At 67.0% G+C, this 18,478-nt stretch carries 18 protein-coding genes and 1 pseudogene; 9 read left to right on the forward strand and 10 right to left on the reverse strand.

The genetic code is table 11. From position 1 onward, the window contains the following. Positions 1-195: 195 nt before the first annotated feature. On the forward strand, positions 196-396 hold the full coding sequence (locus DQ229_RS04715; RefSeq protein ID WP_114965128.1) for a hypothetical protein: 201 nt from the start codon (positions 196-198) through the stop codon (positions 394-396). 53 nt (positions 397-449) lie between these two features. Here DQ229_RS04715 and DQ229_RS04720 read toward each other — a convergent pair. The 3 genes and pseudogenes from DQ229_RS04720 to DQ229_RS04730 form a co-directional block, all read right to left on the reverse strand. Beyond that, positions 450-572: pseudogene (locus DQ229_RS04720) on the reverse strand (IS256 family transposase); the annotation flags it as partial. Between the two features lie 175 nt (positions 573-747). Continuing rightward, positions 748-1,548 (reverse strand): glutathione S-transferase family protein, encoded by an 801-nt coding sequence (locus tag DQ229_RS04725; protein WP_155326445.1) that lies wholly within the window; start codon positions 1,546-1,548, stop codon positions 748-750. Positions 1,549-1,601: 53 nt separating this feature from the next. After that, positions 1,602-2,066, reverse strand: a complete 465-nt coding sequence (locus DQ229_RS04730; protein WP_114965130.1) for an iron-sulfur cluster assembly scaffold protein — start codon at positions 2,064-2,066, stop codon at positions 1,602-1,604. A 66-nt stretch (positions 2,067-2,132) separates the two neighbouring features. Here DQ229_RS04730 and hisI point away from each other — a divergent pair, with 66 nt between their 5' ends. Then, entirely contained in the window at positions 2,133-2,492 is a 360-nt protein-coding gene (gene hisI / locus DQ229_RS04735) for a phosphoribosyl-AMP cyclohydrolase (RefSeq protein WP_114965131.1), read from the forward strand. A 178-nt stretch (positions 2,493-2,670) separates the two neighbouring features. Here the strand turns inward: hisI and gluQRS are convergent, their stop codons facing one another. Further along, a complete protein-coding gene (gene gluQRS, locus DQ229_RS04740) occupies positions 2,671-3,537 on the reverse strand; it encodes a tRNA glutamyl-Q(34) synthetase GluQRS (RefSeq protein ID WP_114965132.1) in 867 nt (288 codons plus the stop codon). Continuing rightward, positions 3,527-4,879 carry a methylenetetrahydrofolate--tRNA-(uracil(54)-C(5))-methyltransferase (FADH(2)-oxidizing) TrmFO gene (gene trmFO / locus DQ229_RS04745; RefSeq protein WP_114965133.1) on the reverse strand — a complete coding sequence of 451 codons (1,353 nt, stop codon included), beginning with the start codon at positions 4,877-4,879 and terminating at the stop codon, positions 3,527-3,529. The genes gluQRS and trmFO overlap by 11 nt, the downstream gene beginning before the upstream one ends. Before the next feature lie 131 nt (positions 4,880-5,010). Between trmFO and DQ229_RS04750 the strand changes: the two genes are divergently transcribed. Both DQ229_RS04750 and DQ229_RS04755 read left to right on the forward strand, forming a co-directional pair. Continuing rightward, on the forward strand, positions 5,011-7,806 hold the full coding sequence (locus DQ229_RS04750; RefSeq protein ID WP_114965134.1) for a [protein-PII] uridylyltransferase family protein: 2,796 nt from the start codon (positions 5,011-5,013) through the stop codon (positions 7,804-7,806). Beyond that, positions 7,803-8,096 (forward strand): hypothetical protein, encoded by a 294-nt coding sequence (locus DQ229_RS04755; RefSeq protein WP_114965135.1) that lies wholly within the window; start codon positions 7,803-7,805, stop codon positions 8,094-8,096. Before DQ229_RS04750 ends, DQ229_RS04755 begins: the two co-directional genes overlap by 4 nt. Positions 8,097-8,106: 10 nt before the next feature. Here the strand turns inward: DQ229_RS04755 and eda are convergent, their stop codons facing one another. Then, positions 8,107-8,745 (reverse strand): bifunctional 4-hydroxy-2-oxoglutarate aldolase/2-dehydro-3-deoxy-phosphogluconate aldolase, encoded by a 639-nt coding sequence (gene eda, locus DQ229_RS04760; RefSeq protein ID WP_114965136.1) that lies wholly within the window; start codon positions 8,743-8,745, stop codon positions 8,107-8,109. Positions 8,746-9,016: 271 nt separating this feature from the next. Continuing rightward, positions 9,017-10,822 (reverse strand): phosphogluconate dehydratase, encoded by a 1,806-nt coding sequence (gene edd, locus DQ229_RS04765; RefSeq protein WP_114965137.1) that lies wholly within the window; start codon positions 10,820-10,822, stop codon positions 9,017-9,019. Positions 10,823-11,118: 296 nt separating this feature from the next. Between edd and DQ229_RS04770 the strand changes: the two genes are divergently transcribed. The 3 genes from DQ229_RS04770 to DQ229_RS04780 all read left to right on the forward strand — a co-directional run bounded on the left by DQ229_RS04770 (position 11,119) and on the right by DQ229_RS04780 (position 13,234). Continuing rightward, positions 11,119-11,337, forward strand: coding sequence for an RSP_7527 family protein (locus DQ229_RS04770; RefSeq protein ID WP_114965138.1), 219 nt, complete (start codon positions 11,119-11,121; stop codon positions 11,335-11,337). A 117-nt stretch (positions 11,338-11,454) separates the two neighbouring features. Then, positions 11,455-12,678, forward strand: coding sequence for an RSP_2647 family RNA methyltransferase (locus DQ229_RS04775; RefSeq protein ID WP_114965139.1), 1,224 nt, complete (start codon positions 11,455-11,457; stop codon positions 12,676-12,678). Further along, the gene (locus tag DQ229_RS04780; protein ID WP_114965140.1) at positions 12,662-13,234 is read left to right on the forward strand and encodes an RSP_2648 family PIN domain-containing protein; all 573 of its coding nucleotides are present in this window, start codon (positions 12,662-12,664) and stop codon (positions 13,232-13,234) included. Before DQ229_RS04775 ends, DQ229_RS04780 begins: the two co-directional genes overlap by 17 nt. Positions 13,235-13,307: 73 nt before the next feature. Here DQ229_RS04780 and DQ229_RS04785 read toward each other — a convergent pair whose 3' ends face one another. Then, positions 13,308-14,528 (reverse strand): MFS transporter, encoded by a 1,221-nt coding sequence (locus DQ229_RS04785; RefSeq protein WP_114965141.1) that lies wholly within the window; start codon positions 14,526-14,528, stop codon positions 13,308-13,310. 183 nt (positions 14,529-14,711) lie between these two features. On the opposite strand from DQ229_RS04785, the gene DQ229_RS04790 reads away from it, so the two are divergent. Beyond that, positions 14,712-15,596 carry an ATP-grasp fold amidoligase family protein gene (locus DQ229_RS04790; RefSeq protein WP_162300746.1) on the forward strand — a complete coding sequence of 295 codons (885 nt, stop codon included), beginning with the start codon at positions 14,712-14,714 and terminating at the stop codon, positions 15,594-15,596. Positions 15,597-15,750: 154 nt separating this feature from the next. Here the strand turns inward: DQ229_RS04790 and DQ229_RS04795 are convergent, their stop codons facing one another. Continuing rightward, complete coding sequence (locus DQ229_RS04795; RefSeq protein WP_114965143.1) at positions 15,751-16,521, reverse strand: glycosyltransferase family 25 protein; 771 nt, start codon at positions 16,519-16,521, stop codon at positions 15,751-15,753. 92 nt (positions 16,522-16,613) lie between these two features. Then, positions 16,614-17,834 carry a deoxyguanosinetriphosphate triphosphohydrolase gene (locus DQ229_RS04800; RefSeq protein WP_114965144.1) on the reverse strand — a complete coding sequence of 407 codons (1,221 nt, stop codon included), beginning with the start codon at positions 17,832-17,834 and terminating at the stop codon, positions 16,614-16,616. Between the two features lie 122 nt (positions 17,835-17,956). Between DQ229_RS04800 and DQ229_RS04805 the strand changes: the two genes are divergently transcribed. Beyond that, the gene (locus DQ229_RS04805) at positions 17,957-18,283 is read left to right on the forward strand and encodes a HesB/IscA family protein (protein ID WP_114965145.1); all 327 of its coding nucleotides are present in this window, start codon (positions 17,957-17,959) and stop codon (positions 18,281-18,283) included. Positions 18,284-18,478 lie beyond the last annotated feature (195 nt).

An 18,478-nucleotide genomic window follows, 5' to 3' on the forward strand; every position in this document is an offset into this window, starting at 1 on the left:
GTCCGTCCCTTCCTTGGGTCGGACTCTAATCGCAGACGGAGGAAAAATCCCGTGGCAGGTCAGCGAATATCCGTCGCATCAAGACCGTTCTTGGGACGCATCACGAACTCTCTCCGGGTTTTGCCTCAGCGTTCGAAAGCATGAGGCAGGAAACACCATCGCACTTGATCAGTTCAATTCTGGTGCACGGACCGAATGCCAGAGATGCTGTTTGCGACCACTTTCATGACTGCACCGAAGAACGAGATCAGGCTTGGTGCGCAACGCCCACTGGCGCACCTCGAACGGGCGCTGCAGGGCACCTTCGCTTCGCTGTCGCACCGGGGGGCATCTGGGCGAAACCAGCTGGAATTTGGTCAAGTCCGTCAAGGTGATGCAATTTCCCGGATGTTCTGAGTGCATGATCAGGCGGCTTTCGTGGTCATGCTGAGAATGGGGTCGATCTCCTCCTTGTCGATCTGGGCGAAAGCCTGCCGAATCGCGGCGGCGACGACTATGTGTCGGCCGCGCGAGACATGAGCGAGGGCATTGCGGATCCAGTGAAAGCGGCCGCGCTGCAACGTCGCCTCGAAGCCCCCTTCGGCTCAACATGCCGGGGTGGGCGCGACGTTTGACCTCGCCTCGGTCCGATCCGGGCCTTTCCGCCGGGGCATCGGGGGGAGTCCGCCTGCCCCACGGTTTTTCGTCGAAATACCGAATTGCTGCAATTTTCGTGGCGTCGGCGATTACATTTGGTTTGTTATCGCTTCAGCCGCTCTGTTCTGCCCATCGCTCCTCGAGGGTCGGCCAATACGTGGCGCCGGCGCTGCGTTGTTCCTGCACCATGTCATCCGGGATGAACGTGGCAATGCCTGCCGCATAGCTTGGCCGCTCGCGCATCGCCGTGAGCCAGGCGCCCACAGCCGGGAATTCGCTGCGCCAAAGCCCTTCGAATCCTAGCCGTTCAATCCGGTCGATATAAGGAACGAGCGCGATATCGGCGAGGCCGAAAGCAGGCCCCGAGACCCATGTGCCGCCTGCGATATCAGCATGCATATCCGCGAAACCGCGTCGCAGATGCAGCAGCGCCTGATCGACATAAATCGACCCCAGCCCATTCGCGAAGAGATCGCGCCGCTTGGCCTGCTGAACCTTGTCGGGCATCCGCGCGATGGCGGCCTCGATCTCTTGTGGCGTTTTCGCGGCCAGGACCTTGTCGCGCATGAATGTCGAGAAGGTCAGCGTGTTGATCGCCGCGTGCACCGAGAGGCACCGCAGCAGCCAATGGCGCACGCGGGCCTGCTGCGCCGCGTCGGAAGGCATCAGCCTGCCCTCGTTATAGGTTCTGTCAAGATACTCGGCGATCAGGCTCGACTCGACCAGCACGAGATCGCCATCGAGCAATGTCGGCACGACCGCATCCGGGTTGAGCCGCATGTAATCCGGATCGAACTGATCGCCCTTTTGCAGATCAAGCATCACCCCCTCGTAGTCGAGGCCGATCTCCGCCAGCGCAACGCGCACCTTCTGCGAACAGACGCTTGTCGCGCCGTGGTAAAGTTTCAGCATGCCGGTTTTTCCCTTCGGCTTGTCGGGGCTGCGATCCGGGCTCTCGCCGCCGCTCACCCCAGATGCGAGGAACCCTGCGCCTGGGTGGCCGCGTCGATGGCTTCAAGCGTGGCCTCGAAGGCCAACTGGATCGAGGCGTGGCGGTTGCGATAATCGCGCGCGGGGTGCAGCACCTCGAGCCCGTCGAACGGTGCTTCGGGCACGGGGCCGCCTTCCTTGAGCATCGTGCGCAACTGGGTCAGCCCCCGGGCGATGTCATCGCGCCCCAGCCCGATCACCTGCGCCCCCAGCACCGCCGCCGCCGCCTGGCCCAGGGCGCAGGCCTTCACTTCCTGGGCGAAGCGGCTGATCCGTCCGTCCTCCATGTCGAGGTCGACCGTCACCGTTGAGCCACACAGCGGCGAGCGCCGCCGCGCGCTGCCCTGCGGTGCCTCCAGCCGCCCCGTATGGGGAATATCCGCCGCAAGCGCCAGGATGCGCCCGGAATAAAGCTTGATCAGGTCGGTTTCGGCAGTCACGGCTTCCCCCCTTGTCCTTGTCCAGTTAGATAACTTCCGCGGCACGTTTTGCAAAGGAGTTCGCGCATGAAGTTCGATCCCGCGACGCTGCGCTATGACGCGGCGGGGCTGATCCCCGCCATTGCGCAAGACCATGCCACGGGCGAAGTGCTGATGATGGCCTGGATGAATCGCGACGCGGTGGCGCGCACGCTCGAGACCGGGCGCGTGACCTACTGGTCGCGCTCGCGGCAGGCCTTCTGGATCAAGGGTGAAAGCTCGGGTCATGTTCAGAAACTGGTCGAGATGCGCATCGATTGCGACCGCGATTGCCTGCTGGTGCAGGTCGATCAGACCGGCCCCGCCTGCCATACCAATCGCCGCAGCTGCTTCTACACCGCGATCCGCGACGGTGCGGAGGTGGAGATCCTCAAGCCCGTGGCGTGACTGGCCCGCCGCGCCGCGGCTTCGCCCGCTCCCTGTAAGCACGGCCTGTCCTTCTTCTTGGCATAAATATCCCCGCCGGAGGCAATGGCGCGGGTCAAGGGCCGGCAGGCCCGCCGCGCCATCGGCCTGCCGCAGGCACGGCCTGCCGCCCGGCGGTGCTTCGCCCGGCGCGTTCAGGTTACAGCCCGCATCCCTGCGCGGTGAAAAGCGCCTCGATGGCCTTCGGCGTCATTCCCTCCGCGCGCAGGGTTTGCAACGCGCGGGCGTCGTCGCGCTTGGCCAGCCTGCGCCCGGCCGCGTCGCGGATCAGCCGGTGGTGGTGATAGCGCGGGCGCGGCAGGCCCAGCAGCTTTTGCAGCAGGCAGTGCAGAGCGGTCGCTTCGAACAGATCGACGCCGCGCACGACTTCGGTGATGCCCTGCGCCGCGTCATCGACCACCACGGCGATGTGATAGGACGTGCCGATATCCCGCCGCGCCAGCACCACGTCGCCATGATCGCGCAACAGCGCCTCGGGCGATGCCGGATGCGCCCCGCCGTGCAATGGCCCGGTTTCGATGAAGGCGCCCGGATCCGGCACCCGCGCCAGCGCGGCGTCCATGTTCAGCCGTAACGCATCTTGCGGGCCGGCATCTCGCATCGGGCGGTTGCGGCAGGTGCCGGGGTAGGTTCCGGAACTGCGGCCATCGCCCTCCTGGGGCGCCGAAAGCGCCGCGCGGATTTCGGCGCGGGTGCAGGCGCAGGGGTAGATCAGCCCCGCCTCGGCCAGTTGCACCAGCGCCGCGCGGTAGGTTTCCATCCGGTCAGACTGGCGCATCACCGGCGCGGGCCAGTCGAGGCCCAGCCAGCGCAGATCCTCAAAGATCGCGGCCTCATATTCGGAGCGGCAGCGGGGCTGGTCTATATCCTCGATGCGTAGCAGAAAGGTGCCGCCATGGGCCTTGGCGCGGCGCGCGGCGACCAGTGCCGAATAGGCATGGCCCAGATGCAGAAGCCCGGTGGGCGAGGGGGCAAAGCGGGTGCGGTAGGGGGCCTCAGGCGGCATCCTGCCCGGCCTCGCGCAGCCATTCGCCGAAGGCCGCCTTGGCACGGTCGGTATAAGCCTTGTAACGCTCGCGCCGTCCGCGCCGCCCGCCGCGTGCGTCGATCGGCGGGAAAAGCCCAAAATTTACATTCATCGGCTGAAAGGTCTTTGCGTCCGCGCCGCCGGTGATGTGGTTGAGCAGGGCGCCCATCGCCGTGTCGGGCGGGGGCGGGGCAAGTGGTTCGCCCAGCAGCTCCGCCGCCGCCAGCCGCCCGGCCAGAAGCCCCATCGCCGCCGATTCCACATAGCCCTCGACGCCGGTGATCTGCCCGGCAAAGCGGATGTTGGGGCGCGAGCGCAGGCGCATCGCCCCGTCAAGCAGCGTGGGCGAGTTGATGAAAGTGTTGCGGTGAATTCCGCCAAGGCGCGCGAAACGGGCCACTTCCAGCCCCGGAATCATGGTTAAAACAGCCTTTTGCGCGCCATACTTCATTTTGGTCTGGAAGCCGACCATGTTGTAGAGCGTGCCCAGCGCGTTGTCGCGGCGCAGTTGCACCACGGCGTAAGGTTTCACATCGGGCGCGTGCGGGTTGGTCAGGCCCACGGGCTTCATCGGCCCGTGGCGCAGGGTTTCGCGCCCGCGTTCGGCCATCACCTCGATGGGCAGGCAGCCGTCGAAATACTGCGCGGTCTCGCCCTCGTGAAACTCGGTCTTTTCGGCCTCCAGCAGCGCGTCGATGAAGGCTTCGTATTGCGCGCGGTCCATCGGGCAGTTGAGGTAAGCGGTGCGCTCCTCCTCGGTCTCGCCCTTGTCATAGCGCGACTGAAACCAGGCCCTGGACAGATCGACCGAATCGAAATGCACGATGGGCGCGATGGCGTCGAAAAAGGCCAGTTGTTCGGCGCCGGTCTCGCGCCGGATGGCTTCGGCCAGATTGCCCGAGGTCAGCGGGCCGGTGGCGATGATCCAGCTCCCTTCGGCGGGAAGCTCGGTAATTTCCTCGTGGCTGACGCTGACGCGCGGGTGCGCGCGCAGCCGCTCGGTCACGGCACGGGCGAAGGGGTCGCGGTCCACCGCCAGCGCGCCGCCTGCCGGCAGGCGGTGGGCATCGGCCATTTCCATGATCAGCCCGCCGGCCGCGCGCATCTCCCAGTGCAGCAGGCCCACGGCGTTCTGTTCGTCATCGTCCGAGCGGAACGAGTTCGAGCACACCATTTCCGCCAGATCGCCTGTGCGGTGGGCGAAGGTGCCGACATTGGGGCGCATCTCGTGCAGCACCACTTCGATGCCCGCGTTCGCGGCCTGCCAGGCGGCTTCGCTTCCGGCCATGCCGCCACCAATGATATGGAGTGTCCTGCTCATGCCGGGGATGTAGCCATGCGCTGGCCAAAAGGAAAGCCCCGCCGCGTGCGCGGCGCACGCAGGCGTGCACATGAGGTGCGCGGCGCAGCCACCCCGTTGACCCCGCCGCAAGGGCGGGTCAATCATGGTGCATGAGCTTTGCATCCCGCCTGTGCCGCGCGCCCATCGCCCATGACCCCGACGCCGGTGCCGAGGCTGCCGCGGCAGTGCCCGGCCTGCCTTCCGAACTGCACGACCTGCTTGCGGGAGCCGCCGGGTGCAGCCCCTACCTGAGAGGGCTTGTCGAAAAGCATGGCGACTGGCTGGCAGAGGCGCTTGAGGTCGACCCTGAGGCCGCGCTCGAGGATGAGCTTGCCGCGCTCGATAGGGTGGACCTGCCCGGCCTCGGCCGTGCCTTGCGGCGCGCCAAGGGGCGTGTGGCTCTGCTGGCGGCGCTGGCTGATCTCGGCGGTGTCTGGGCGCTGGAAGAAGTGACCGGCGCGCTGACCCGGCTGGCCGATAAATCGGTCGATCTTGCCCTGCAAAATCTGGTCGCTGACGAGATCCGCCGCGGCAAGATCCCCGATGCGCGCCCCGAAGACGCAGCGCAGGCGGCGGGTATGTTCGTGCTGGCCATGGGCAAGATGGGGGCGCATGAGCTCAACTTTTCCTCCGACATCGACCTGATCTGCCTGTTCGACGAATCGCGCTTCGACGGCCCGCCAGCCCAGATGGAGGCCCGCGCCGCCTTCATCCGCGCCACCCGCCGCATGACCGCGCTTTTGTCGGACCACACCGAGGATGGTTATGTCTTCCGCACCGATCTGCGGCTGCGGCCCGATGCCTCGGTGATGCCGGTCTGCCTGTCGATGGAGGCCGCCGAGCGCTATTACGAAAGCCTCGGCCGCACCTGGGAACGCGCGGCCTATATCAAGGCGCGCCCCTGCGCGGGCGACATCGCCGCGGGCGAGCGGTTTCTGGAAATGCTGCGCCCCTTCGTCTGGCGGCGGCATCTGGACTTCGCGGCCATCCAGGACGCGCATGACATGCGGCTGCGCATCCGTTCGCACAAGGGGCTGGGCGGGCCGCTGGTGCTGGAAAGCCACGACATGAAACTCGGCATGGGTGGCATCCGCGAAATCGAGTTCTTCACCCAGACGCGCCAGCTGATCGCCGGCGGGCGTGACGCCAGCTTGCGCGAACGCGGCACTATTGCCGCGCTGCAGGCGCTGGCCGGGAAAGAATGGATCCCCGAGGAGGTATCCGACGAACTCGCCCGGCATTACCGCGCTCATCGCGAGGTGGAACACCGGCTTCAGATGGTGGGCGATGCGCAGACCCATAAGCTGCCCGGAAATGCTGAAGGGTTCGACAGGCTTGCCCGTTTCATGGGCGAGGGCGACACCAAGGCCTTTCGCCAGGCGCTGGCCGAGCGGCTGGCGCGCGTGGCTGAACTCACCGAGGATTTCTTTGCCCCCGGCACGGCCCGCAGCGAGCCGGAGCTTTCCGAGGCGGCGCAGGCCATCGTTGCCCGTTGGGAAAACTACCCCGCGCTGCGCTCGAACCGCGCGCATGAAGTGTTTTCGCGCCTGCGCCCCGAGATCCTGAGCCGGATGATGAAACGCGCGGCCAACCCCGACGAGGCGCTCGCCCAGTTCGACGGCTTTCTTGCCGGGTTGCCGGCCGGGGTGCAGCTTTTCGCGCTGTTCGAGGCCAACCCGCAACTGATCGACCTGGTCGTCGATATCTGCGCCACGGCCCCACGGCTGGCGCAATACCTCGCCCGTAACGCGCGCGTCTTCGACGCGGTGATCGGGGGCAGCTTCTTCAGCGAATGGCCCGGAACGGCCGCGCTCACCGCCGATCTGAGCCGGCAGTTCGGGCGCGACGACGATTATGAACGCCGGCTCGATGCCGCGCGTGTCTGGGCGCGCGAATGGCATTTCCGTATCGGCGTGCACCTGCTGCGCGGCATTACCGACGCCTTCGAGGCCGGGCAGCAATATGCCGATCTGGCCGAGGCGGTTGTCGCCGCGCTCTGGCCGGTGGTGATCGAGGAATTCGCGCGCAAGCACGGGGCGCCGCCGGGCCGCGGCGCGGTGGTGCTGGGCATGGGCTCGCTGGGGGCGCGGCGGCTCAATGCGGCCTCCGATCTCGACCTGATCGTGATCTATGATGCCGAAGGGGTAGAGGCATCGGACGGGCCGCGCCCGCTCACCGCCACCAGCTATTTCGCGCGGCTGACCAAGGCGCTGGTCACGGCCCTGTCCGCGCCGATGGCCGAGGGGAGGCTTTACGAGGTCGATATGCGGCTGCGTCCCTCGGGGCGGCAAGGGCCGGTGGCCACGGCTTTCAGCGCCTTTCGCAGCTACCAGCGCAACGAGGCCTGGACATGGGAGCACCTGGCGCTGACCCGCGCGCGTCCGATCGCCGGTGGCGCGGATCTGGCCGACGAGGTTGAAACCTTCCGCCGGGACTTGCTGGCCGGGGCCGGGCAGGGTGCGGCGGTGCTCAAGGACGTGGCCGAGATGCGCGCCCGCATCCGCGAGGCGCGCCCCGGCACCGGCCTGTGGGACGCCAAGTCAGGCCCGGGCAGGATGCAGGAAATCGAGCTGCTCGCCCAGGCCGCGGCGTTGCTTGCCGGATCCCCCGCCCGCGCCGTCGAGGCCCAGCTTCAGGCCGGGCAACGCGCCGACTGCCCCCCCCGCGACGCCGCCGCGGAACTGGCACGCAGCTATAGGCTGTGCTGGCGACTGCATTGCGTGGGGCGGCTGCTCAGCGATGCGCCCGTGGCCCCCGATAAGCTGGGCGAAGGCGCCTGCGCCTTCCTGCTGCGCGAAACCGGCCACGACGGGCGCGATGCGCTCGAGCGCGAGCTGACGGCTCGGGTGCAGGAGGCCGATCGCCTCATCACCCGGCTGCTGGATGACGGCGAGGCCGCGAAATGACGCCCCGCGCCGCGCCACTCACGCTCGTACAGGCCGACCCGAAGGGCCTGGTGCGCGAAAGCTACCGGATCGACGGGATCACCGAAGGCGAATGCCGCTCCATCTTCCTCGACTGGGCGCTCAGCCTCGCGCCGGGCACGGACCCCGGCGCAGCGATGGAGCGCCTGCTCGAGGAATACGGTGCAGCCCAGGCGCATCCGATGAGCGCCATCCTGCGCGAAGGCCGGGCGATGGATGCTGCCCCCGCCCACCGCCGCGGCGGGCGTGCGGGGCGGTTGCGCGGGCAGTGATCCGGGCGCCTCAGCGCAGCCGCGCCGCCTGCCGCGCGAGCCCGGTGATGTCTGCCCAGTCACCGGCCGCCACCATCGCGGGTGGCGCAACCCAGCTGCCTCCGACGCAAAGCACAGTGTCAAGCGCCAGGTATTCCGCTGCATTCGACGGGCCGATGCCGCCGGTGGGGCAGAAGCGCATGTCCGGAAACGGCCCCGCCAGCGCGCGCAGCGCCGCCGCGCCGCCCGAGGAACCGGCGGGAAAGAACTTGAGCACCCGGTAGCCTCGCGCCCGCAGCGCCATCACCTCCGACGCGGTGGCAGCCCCCGGCAGCAGCGGCAGCCCGGCTGTCTCGCAGGCATCGAGCAAGGCAGGCGTCGCGCCGGGCGACACCCCGAAACGCGCCCCGACGGCCACCGCTTCACGGACATCTTCGGCCGCGAGCAACGTGCCGGCGCCCACGATCACACCAGGCACATCCGCGATCCGTCGGATCGCCTCCAGCGCCACCGGGGTGCGCAAGGTGACTTCGAGCACTGTCAACCCCCCGTCGCGCAATGCCTCGGCCAGCGGGCGCGCCCGCGCGGCATCCTCGATTACCAGAACCGGAATGACAGGCGCCATGCGGCAGAAACCTTCAAGAATATCGGAGGCGTTGTGCGGGGTCATGGCGTGTGCCCTTCGCAGGCCAGGGCCAACGCCCGCCGCCCGCGTCGGAATGCCTTCGGCGAGGATATTTTTGCCAAGAAGAGAAACACTCCGCCCCCCGAAGGGAACGGAGTGCCTTCTCCTTGGGCGGTCATCGGCGTCCCCGCCTGTACCGCAGTCAAAGCTTCAACGTGATTGGTTTCTTCTTGGTTAAAATATCCTCGCCGAAGGCAAGAAAGTCTTGGGCGCGCGGGTTCGGCAGGGCCGCGGGCGGCGGTGGGGCGGTGCGATCTCATACCACCACCGATGCGCCGCTGGTGGCGGGGCCGACATTGGCGCGGAAGGCTGCGAAAAGCTCGCGTCCCAGGCCGCTCGCGTTGGCCGAAAGGTCTGCTTCGATGGGCGCGCGGCTGTCAAGATCGGCATCCAGGACATCGAGCGTGCCGCGTGTGGCATCGAGGCGCAGCCGGTCGCCATCGCGCAGCCGGGCGAGCGGGCCGCCCTCGGCCGCTTCGGGGCTGACATGGATCGCGGCAGGCACCTTGCCGCTGGCGCCCGACATGCGCCCGTCTGTCACCAGAGCTACCTTCAGGCCGCGCCCGAGCAGCACCCCGAGCAGTGGCGTGAGCATATGCAATTCGGGCATCCCGTTGGCGCGTGGCCCCTGGAAGCGCACTACGATGATGCAGTCTTGCGTGAACTCGCCGGCGCGGAAGGCCGCCTGCACCGCGTACTGGTCGGCGAAGATGCGCGCCGGGGCCTCGATCTGCCGGTGTTCGTCGGCCACGGCAGAGACCTTGATGACTGCGCGCCCGAGATTGCCCGACAGCGCGCGCAGCCCGCCGCTGGATTGAAAGGGCGCGGAAACCGGGCGCAGGATGCGGTCGTTCAGGGTTTCGCGCGCGCCCTCGCGCCAGACCAGGCGGTTGCCGTCAAGTTGCGGCTCCTGCGTGTAATGGTGCAGCCCGTCGCCCGCGACAGTTTTCACGTCCGGGTGCAGCAGCCCCGCCTCCAGCAACTCGCCGATCATGAAGCCAAGCCCGCCGGCGGCGTGGAAATGGTTCACATCGGCCAGCCCGTTGGGGTAGACCCGCGCCATCAGCGGTGTCACCGCCGAGATCTCGGCGAAATCCTCGGGTTCGATCAGCACCCCGGCGGCGCGCGCCATGGCCGGCAGGTGCATGACCAGATTGGTCGAGCCGCCGGTGGCCATCAGCCCGACCATACCGTTGACGAAGGCGCGCGCGTCCAGGATGTGGCCCGCGGGGCGAAAATCCTTGCCCAGCGCGGTAATTGCCAGCGCGCGTTCCGCTCCGGCGATTGTCAGCGCCTCGCGCAGCGGCGTGCCCGGGTTGACGAAGCTGGCGCCCGGCAGGTGCAGTCCCATGAACTCCATCAGCATCTGGTTGGAATTGGCGGTGCCGTAGAAAGTGCAGGTGCCGGGGCCGTGATAGGAGGCCATCTCGGCCTGCATCAGTGCGGCGCGGTCGATCTCTCCGGCGGCGAACTGGCGCCGGATGCGTGACTTTTCCTCATTGGGCAGGCCGCTGGTCATGGGGCCTGCGGGCAGGAACACTGCGGGCAGGTGGCCAAAGGTTGCCGCCGCGATCACCAGCCCCGGCACGATCTTGTCGCACACGCCCAGATAGAGGGCCGCGTCGTAACAATTGTGGCTGAGCGCCACCCCCGCGGCCAAGGCGATCACGTCGCGCGAGAACAGGCTCAGCTCCATTCCCGGCTGGCCCTGGGTGACGCCGTCGCACATTGCGGGCACGCCGCCGGCCACCTGCGCGCTGCCGCCCGCGCGCCGCGCGGCCTCGCGGATCAGCGCGGGGTAGGTTTCAAAGGGCTGGTGGGCCGAAAGCATGTCGTTATAGGCGGTGACGATTCCGAGATTGGGCGCGGCGCCTTCGGCGAGGCCGGCCTTGTCGGGGCCGGAGGCCGCATAGGCATGGGCCTGATTGCCGCAACTCAGATGCGCGCGCGCGGGGCCGGCCTCGGCGGTGCGGGCGATCCGGTCGAGATAGGCGGCGCGTGTCGTGCGTGAGCGGGCCTCGATCCGGGCCGTCACTTTGGCAATCGTGCTGTCGAGTGTCATGCGCAGACCCTCCCGGCGGTGCTGGCCGGCCCTGTGCGCGGGTGCGCCGCGGGGGCCTGTTTGGGGGCGGGTGTTTCCTGTTGCTGCTGTTAGCGCTAACCAGCCGGAAGTGCAAGCCCGTCCGTGCCGGCCCGGCGCATCACCGCCCCTGGTCGGGCTGCGGCGGGCTTGCAGGGCGCGTGACTGTTGCAGCCGCTGCATGGCGGCATTTCGGAAATGTCTGTAGCAGGCCCGGCCTGGCGGGCCTATCTAAGCTGCAACGCAGAAAACAGAAACATATGCCGGGAAACCGAGACATGACCCAGAAGGACATCGACCAGATGAGTGACCAGGAATTCAACGAAATGCTGCTGAGCATGAAAACCACCGAAATTGACGTGCTGCGAATCGAGCGTGAAGCCCGCCAGTTGCGCGCGCAAATGGTCAGGGAGTTCCTCTCTGCCGCCGTTACCCGCATCGTGCGCCGCTTCAGCGCGCAGCGCGGCAATGGGCATCAGGCGGGCCAGACCGCCTGAACTTGCGCGAAGGATCGCTGCAAGAATCCCGGCCCGAGTGCCGGGATTTTTGCATTTTGGGGCAAGCGTGGCATGGCACTGCTTCCCTAGGGGCGCGGCAGCGCGTAGGAACAAGCCATGACAGAGAGCACCCTTGCGCCCGCGCGCCCCGTTGTCCGCCTCAAGCCCCGCGCCGGGGCGCAGGCGATCCGTCACGGTTTCCCCTGGGTCTATGCCGATGAGTTGGTGACTGACCGGCGCACCCGCGCGCTGGCGCCGGGCACTCTGGCGGTTCTGGAAGACGACTTGCGCCGCCCGATGGGGCTGGTGACGGTGAACCCAAACTCGAAGATCATCGCGCGGATGCTCGATCGCGATCCGGCGGTGGAGATCAGCCCGCCATGGCTGGTCGCGCGGCTGCGTCATGCGCTGGCGTTGCGCGAACGGCTGTATGACGCGCCCTTCTACCGGCTGGTCCATGCCGAGGCCGACGCGCTGCCGGGCGTGGTGATCGACCGGTTCGGCGATCTGGCGGTGGTCCAGCCCAATGCGGCCTGGGCCGAGGCGCATCTCGACATGCTGGTCGCGGCGCTGGTTGATGTCACCGGCGTGGCGCATGTGGTCAAGAACGGCACCGGGCGCGCACGCGGACTCGAGGGGCTGGCCGAGGAAACGCAGGTCGTGCGCGGCAGTGTCGCCGGGCCGGTGACGGTGCCGATGAACGGTGCGACCTATATGGCCGATGTGATCGGCGGGCAGAAGACCGGGCTGTTCTATGACCAGCGGCCCAACCACGCCCTTGCCGCGCGTTTGGCGCGCGGGGGGGCGCTGCTGGATGTGTTCAGCCATGTGGGTGGTTTCGCGCTGGCGGCGCTGGCCGGGGGCGCGGCCAGCGCGCTTGCGGTCGATGCCTCGGCCCCGGCGCTGGACCTGGCGCAGCAGGGGGCCGAATCTGGCGGCGTTGCAGCACGGTTCGAAACCCGGCAGGGCGATGCGTTTGCCACGCTCGAGGCGCTGGGGGCCGAAGGGCGCCGCTTCGACATGGTGGTTTGCGATCCGCCGGCATTCGCGCCATCCAAACCGGCGCTGGAGGCCGGGCTGCGGGCCTATGAGCGGGTGGCGCGGATGGCGGCGACGCTGGTGGCGCCGGGTGGGTATCTGGTGCTGTGCTCGTGCTCGCACGCGGCCGACCTGGCGCGGTTCCGCACGGCCTCGGTGCGCGGCATCGGGCGGGCCGGGCGGCGCGGGCAGATCCTGCACACGGGCTTTGCCGGGCCGGACCATCCGCTGCTGCCGCAACTGGCCGAGTCGGGCTATCTGAAGGCGCTGTTCTTCCGGCTGGACGATGACCGCGCCGCGTGATCGCACAGCGCCGCCGCCGCGTGTGCTGATCGACGCCTGCGTGCTTTTCCCCACGGTGCTGCGCGAGATCGTGCTTGGCTGTGCGCAGGCAGGGCTGTTCACGTCGCTCTGGTCGCGGCGCATTCTGGACGAGTGGCACCACGCCGCCGCCCGCCTGGGGCCCGAGGCCGCGCTGATCGCCGAGGGCGAGATCACGCTCTTGCGCCAGCGCTGGCCGGGGGCTGAGCTGCCCGCCGACCCCGCGCGCGAGGCCACGCTCGATCTGCCCGATGCGGCGGACAAACATGTGCTGGCCGTGGCCATCAGTGGGCGCGCGGAGCTTGTGCTGACGCTCAATCTGCGGGATTTTCCGCGCCGGGCGCTGGCCCCGCACGGGCTGCGCGCCATTGCGCCCGATGCCTTCGTGATGGATCTCTGGCTGTCCAATCCTGCCCCTGTCGAGGCCTGTGTGGTTGCCGTGCAGCGCGAGACCGAGCGCGTCTCGGGCCGGGCGCAGCCCCTGCGCGCGCTGCTCAAGCGCGCGCGGCTGCCAAGGCTGGGCAAGGCGCTGGGCTGACGGGGCGGGACGGTCGCATGCCCTCTGTTCGGGACGGGGTGAGGCCAGGTGCGACAGGCTCCTAACCCCCGGCTCAACCCCCGGCAGGCTCCCGCAGCACCAGCAGCGCGCAGACCAGCGCCGCCAGCGCCATGCCGAGCGCCACGAGGATCAGCGCCGCCGCGCCGCCCGCCTCGATCAGTACCGCACCCAGGAACGGGGCCGCCGCCATGCCCAGCAGCGCCCCGGTGGCCAGGCTGCCTGCCAGCGCGCCATAGGCGGCATGGCCCAGGGCCTCAGCCACCAGGACCGGCTTGAGAATGCTCATCAGCCCGTGCGCCGCGCCCTGGAAAAGCGCGAAGGCGAAGATCAGCCAGGGCGCCGCGCCGGCCGACCACAGCACAAGCGCCGCAAGCACCTGCATCCCCAGCATCAGCAGAGTGGCGCGCGCGGTGCCGATGCGCGCCTCCCACAGCATCAGCGCCAGCCGCCCGGCCACCTGCGCCGGCCCCACGCAGGAGGCCGCGAGCACCGCCATCGCCGGGCTGGCGCCGCGCTCAAGAAAGACGGGGATGAAAAAGTTGACCAGCATGGTGTGGTTGGTGGCGGCCAGCGCGAACAGCATGGCCAGCAGCCAGAAGCGCCGCTGCCCCAGCGCCTGGCGATAGGCTGCCTTCTCGTCGCTTGCCGTGACGGTTTCGCGGGGGGTGGCGCGGGCCTGTCGGCGCAGCCGCCGGGTGGCCAGCAGGTTGGCCGGCATCGCCAGCAGCCCCAGCGCTGCGGCAAAGCACAGCACCGCCCCGCGCCAGCCCAGAGCCTCGGAAAAGTACGCCCCCGCCGGAAAGGCGAGGCTCGAGGCGAACCCCGCCACCAGCGTGATGCGGATGATCGCCGGGCGGGCCGCGCGCCCCAGCCGCCGGATCAGAAAGGCGAAACAGGCCTCATAAAGGCAGGCTGCATGGGCCACGCCGATCAGCACCCAGACAGCGATGAACTGCCCCGGCGTGACCACCTGCGACAGAAGCACCAGCGCCAGCGTGCCAAGCCCCGCCCCGCCAACAAGCAGCGCGCCGCCCCAGCCCCGGTCGATCAGCCGCCCCACCAGCGGCGCCAGCGCCGCCGAGGTCAGGATGGAGGCGGTCGGCCCCAGCGCAAGCTGGCTTTTCGGCCAGCCCAGCGCCGCCTCCCAGGGGACCAGCAGCGCCGCGAAGATATAAAGCAGCGCGGCAAAGCCCAACGTCTGGCTCAGGGCCAGAAGCCAGATGGCGGGCGCATCTGCGGGTTCGGGCGCGGGTTCGGCTGTCGGGCTGTGCATCGCGGGCGGGCCTCCGCAACGTTGATCGCCCGCGCGCGGGGCGGATGCAAGGGGGGAGGGGACCGGCGGCTAGGCAGCACGAGTTGAATTGCGGGCGCATATTGCTGCCGGGGTGAGCCGGTGGTACCGGGGCCCCTTGACAGTCCGGGTGGTGATGGGGGTGGTTTCGTGTGGAGTTACAGGTTGCATCAAGAGGCCAAGCTGATTTTGGCGCATCTTGATCGGGTTCTGGGCGCGCCACTGCTCAAGCGACGTTTCCGGCGCCGGCACGGCTATGCGCTTGACCTGAAGAATCCGCAGACTTTCTCCGAAAAGATCCAGTGGCGCAAGCTCAAGGACGATAACCCGCTCTTCCCGATCCTGAGCAACAAGTACCTCGTGCGCGACTATGTTGTCAGCCGATTGGGGCAGGAGCGCGCGCAAGAGCTGCTGGTGCCGTTGTTGCAATATGTCGAAGATCCGGATGATCTGGATTTTGACACCCTGCCTGCCAGCTATGTCATCAAGGCGACGCATGGCTCAGGCATGAACCTGATCGTTGAGGACAGCGACGCCCTGGACAAGGACGCAGCGCGCGCCCTGATGAAGAAGTGGCTTATCAGGTATCATCGTCTCAGCGCGCATGAATGGGCCTACACGAAGACACGCAGGGGTATCTTGGTTGAAGAGATGGTTGCTGATCCTGCAGAGTTGCATGAGGTTAAGCTGCAATTTTTCAACGGGGACTTGCGATCATTCTATATTAATGGGTTGGAAAATGGGTCAAAATTCCGTACATTTTTCGACGCTGAGCGCAAAGTCCTTAACGTTCGCAGCCCCAGCGTTCCGCGCAATCCGGATGCGCTACTGCCTAATAATATCGATGAGATGATCGAATTTGGCAAGCCCCTGGCCGAGGATCTTGACTTTGTGCGAGTAGACCTTCTTTGCACTGCGGAACGTTTTTACATCGGTGAGTTGACACTTTTTTCTGGCAGCGGCATGGCCGTACTTGACCCACCAAAATACAACGAAGAACTGGGCTCATATTGGACCCTGCCAACCCAGCGTTTAGGTGGGGATGATTGAATAAGAGTCGGGTGTTAATAGGCGTATAAATATCGATCTGCTAGTTACTATAGGACAAAGTTATCTTCCCGAGAGGAGTTTACGGGTGGTGACGTATGTAGGGAATAGTGAATTCAGAATTTCGAAATGCGTATATCAGTATTATATATTAAATTTAATCTTTGGGGAGGGGCCATTTCCCTGAAAAGTAAAGGTGCAATCCGCGGTGGTAGTAACTTTCTATTTTTCTTGCGAAGTGGGGCAGGCGGTGGATAAATGAAGGTTTGGTGAGCTTGGCATTGTTCAGTCCTACGATCTGGCTTTGACCAAAGTCTTCGACATGACTAGGAAATGGCTCCAGTCCGGCGAGCCTATAGTCATGCTCAAAGAATCGTCCGATCTCGTGTTCAAAAGACCAACGCATGCGCTGAATGCGTGGCGCGACTCTGGCAGCAGTATCTGCTTTGAGAAGGTATGCGCCATTCCCTGTGAATCTGCCGTAATAGGCGTTTATGGCGTATGGGCCAGCTTTGCCACGCGATACGGGAAAGCGCGCGCGCGTTGCATTCAAGCGCAGCAAATCCCAATGCGCTTCGGCCTTCAGTGCCAGCGCCAGCGCCTCGCGAAAATCCTCGTGAAAGACCACGTCATCCTCAAGGATCAGCGCCATCGGCTTGCCGGAGTCTACAAGCCGCTCCCAGGCGGCGAGGTGCGAGAAATAGCAGCCCACCTTGCCCGGCAGCAGCGTCTGGCCCATGTTGCGCTCATAGGCGGCGCGGTCGACCCTGGGAAGCAGGCGGTCGAACTCGGCCTTGCCGTCGATTGCGGGCAGCCGTTCGTACGCAAGCCCCTGCGCGCGCAGACCGGCATCCATGCGGCTTAGCCTGTCAGGGGAGCGATCCAGATTGATCAACCAGACCGGCAGATCGGCAAGCGGGTCTGTCATGGGGGCCTCGTTTCTCTCTTCTTCTCGCCGCGCGACTGTCGGCCATGCGTTCTTTTGCCAGTTTCCGCGCCCGCCCGCCAGCCCCGGCCCCGCTACCTTCCCCTGCTGCCGCGCTGCGTCAGGCGGATGTATTCGGCCCAGGCGAAGCGGTCGGTCATGCCGGCCACGTAATCGGCCACGGTCCGGGCCAGCGCGGCCTCGCCCCGTGCCTTGCCTTGCGCCCCGGCCACATCGCGGCGCCATTCGGGGGGCAGCAGGCCGGGCCGCGCCATGAACAGCGCAAACAGCCCGTCCACGGCCTGCGTGACCCTTGCGCGCTGCGCCATCACCGAAGGCGCGCGATACATCCGCTGGAAGAGAAAGCGGCGCACCTGCGCGAGCTCGTGCTTCATCGCGGCCGAGAAATCGGCCACCGGCGCGCCCAGGTCGCGCACCGCTTGTGCGTCTTGCGGCGCGGCGCGGGCCAGCCGCGCGCGGGATTCGGCAATCACATCCTCGACCATCGCGCCGAAGACGCGGCGCAGCGCCTCGTGCCGCCGGCGCGAGGCTTCCAACCCCGGATAGCGCGCGTCCACCGCGGCATAGGCCGGGCCGACCACCGGCAAATCGCGCAGGTCGTCATCGGCGAAAAGGCCCGAGCGCAGCCCGTCCTGCAGGTCGTGGTGGTTATAGGCGATGTCATCGGCGATGGCGGCGACCTGCGCCTCGGGGCCGGCATGGGTGTGCAGCTCCAGGTCGTGGCTGGCGTTGTATTCGGCCAGCGCCTCGGGCAGCGGCCCGTCAAGCGGTGTGCCATCGGGCGCCAGCAGGGGGCCGTTGTGCTTGGCGATGCCTTCCAGCGTCTCCCATGTCAGGTTCAGCCCGTCGAACTCGGCGTAATGGCGTTCCAGCCGGGTGACGATGCGCAGCGCCTGGGCATTGTGGTCGAACCCGCCATATGGTTCCATCAGCCGCGCGAGCGCATCCTCGCCGGTGTGGCCGAAAGGGGCGTGGCCCAGATCATGCGCCAGCGCGACCGCCTCGGCCAGCCCCTCGTGCAGGCCCAGCACCTCGGCCAGGGTGCGGGCGACTTGCGCCACCTCGATCGAATGGGTCAGCCGGGTGCGGTAGTAATCGCCCTCGCCCTCGACAAAGACCTGGGTCTTGTGCTTGAGCCGCCGGAAGGCCGAGGAATGGATGATGCGGTCGCGGTCGCGGTGAAAGGCCGAGCGAAAGGTGCTTTCGGGTTCGGGATGAAGCCGGCCGCGGCTGAGGCGCGGGTCACAGGCATAGGGGGCCGTGAGTTGGGGAGGGCTTGCATGGGGGGGCTGCATCGAGGCGCCTTTCCTGCTGTCGTGCATGTTGTCTTGCGCGCGCTTGCTTGCCGGTATGCTTGCCCACGCTTATATGGCACAAGGACATGATCGGAAATGGCAAAGCGGACGGCATGACCCAACTGACCCTGCCCCCCAAAGTGACCGACCGGGCCTTTGCCCGGCTGGCCGAGATCAACTCCGAAACCGGCGAGGCGCAGGCCCTGCGCGTAGCGGTGGAGGGCGGCGGCTGCTCGGGATTTCAGTATGACATCCGGCTCGATGCGCCTGCCAAGGATGATCTGGTCATCGAGAGGGACGGGCTGAAGGTGGTTGTGGACAGTGTTTCGCTGCCGTTTTTGGCGAACGCGGTGATCGACTTCACCGAAGAGCTGATCGGCGCGCGTTTCACCATCGACAATCCCAATGCCAGCAGCTCCTGCGGCTGTGGCACCAGTTTCTCGATGTAACGGGCAGAGGGGGCCGGAGGTTTCCAGCCGCCCCGCCCGGCGACTTGCGCCGGGCAGCGCCTGCCTGCCCCCCGGCAGGCGCTTTGTGACCTTTTAAGCATTGCCACCTCCGCAAGCCGGGCACCTGACAGCGCAGGCTGCTGAAGAAGGTTCCCGGATCATGCGCAAGCGGGAAACTGTTCCTTGTCTTTACGT

This window comes from Alkalilacustris brevis, from assembly GCF_003350345.1.
GTDB classification, from domain to species: Bacteria; Pseudomonadota; Alphaproteobacteria; order Rhodobacterales; family Rhodobacteraceae; genus Alkalilacustris; species Alkalilacustris brevis.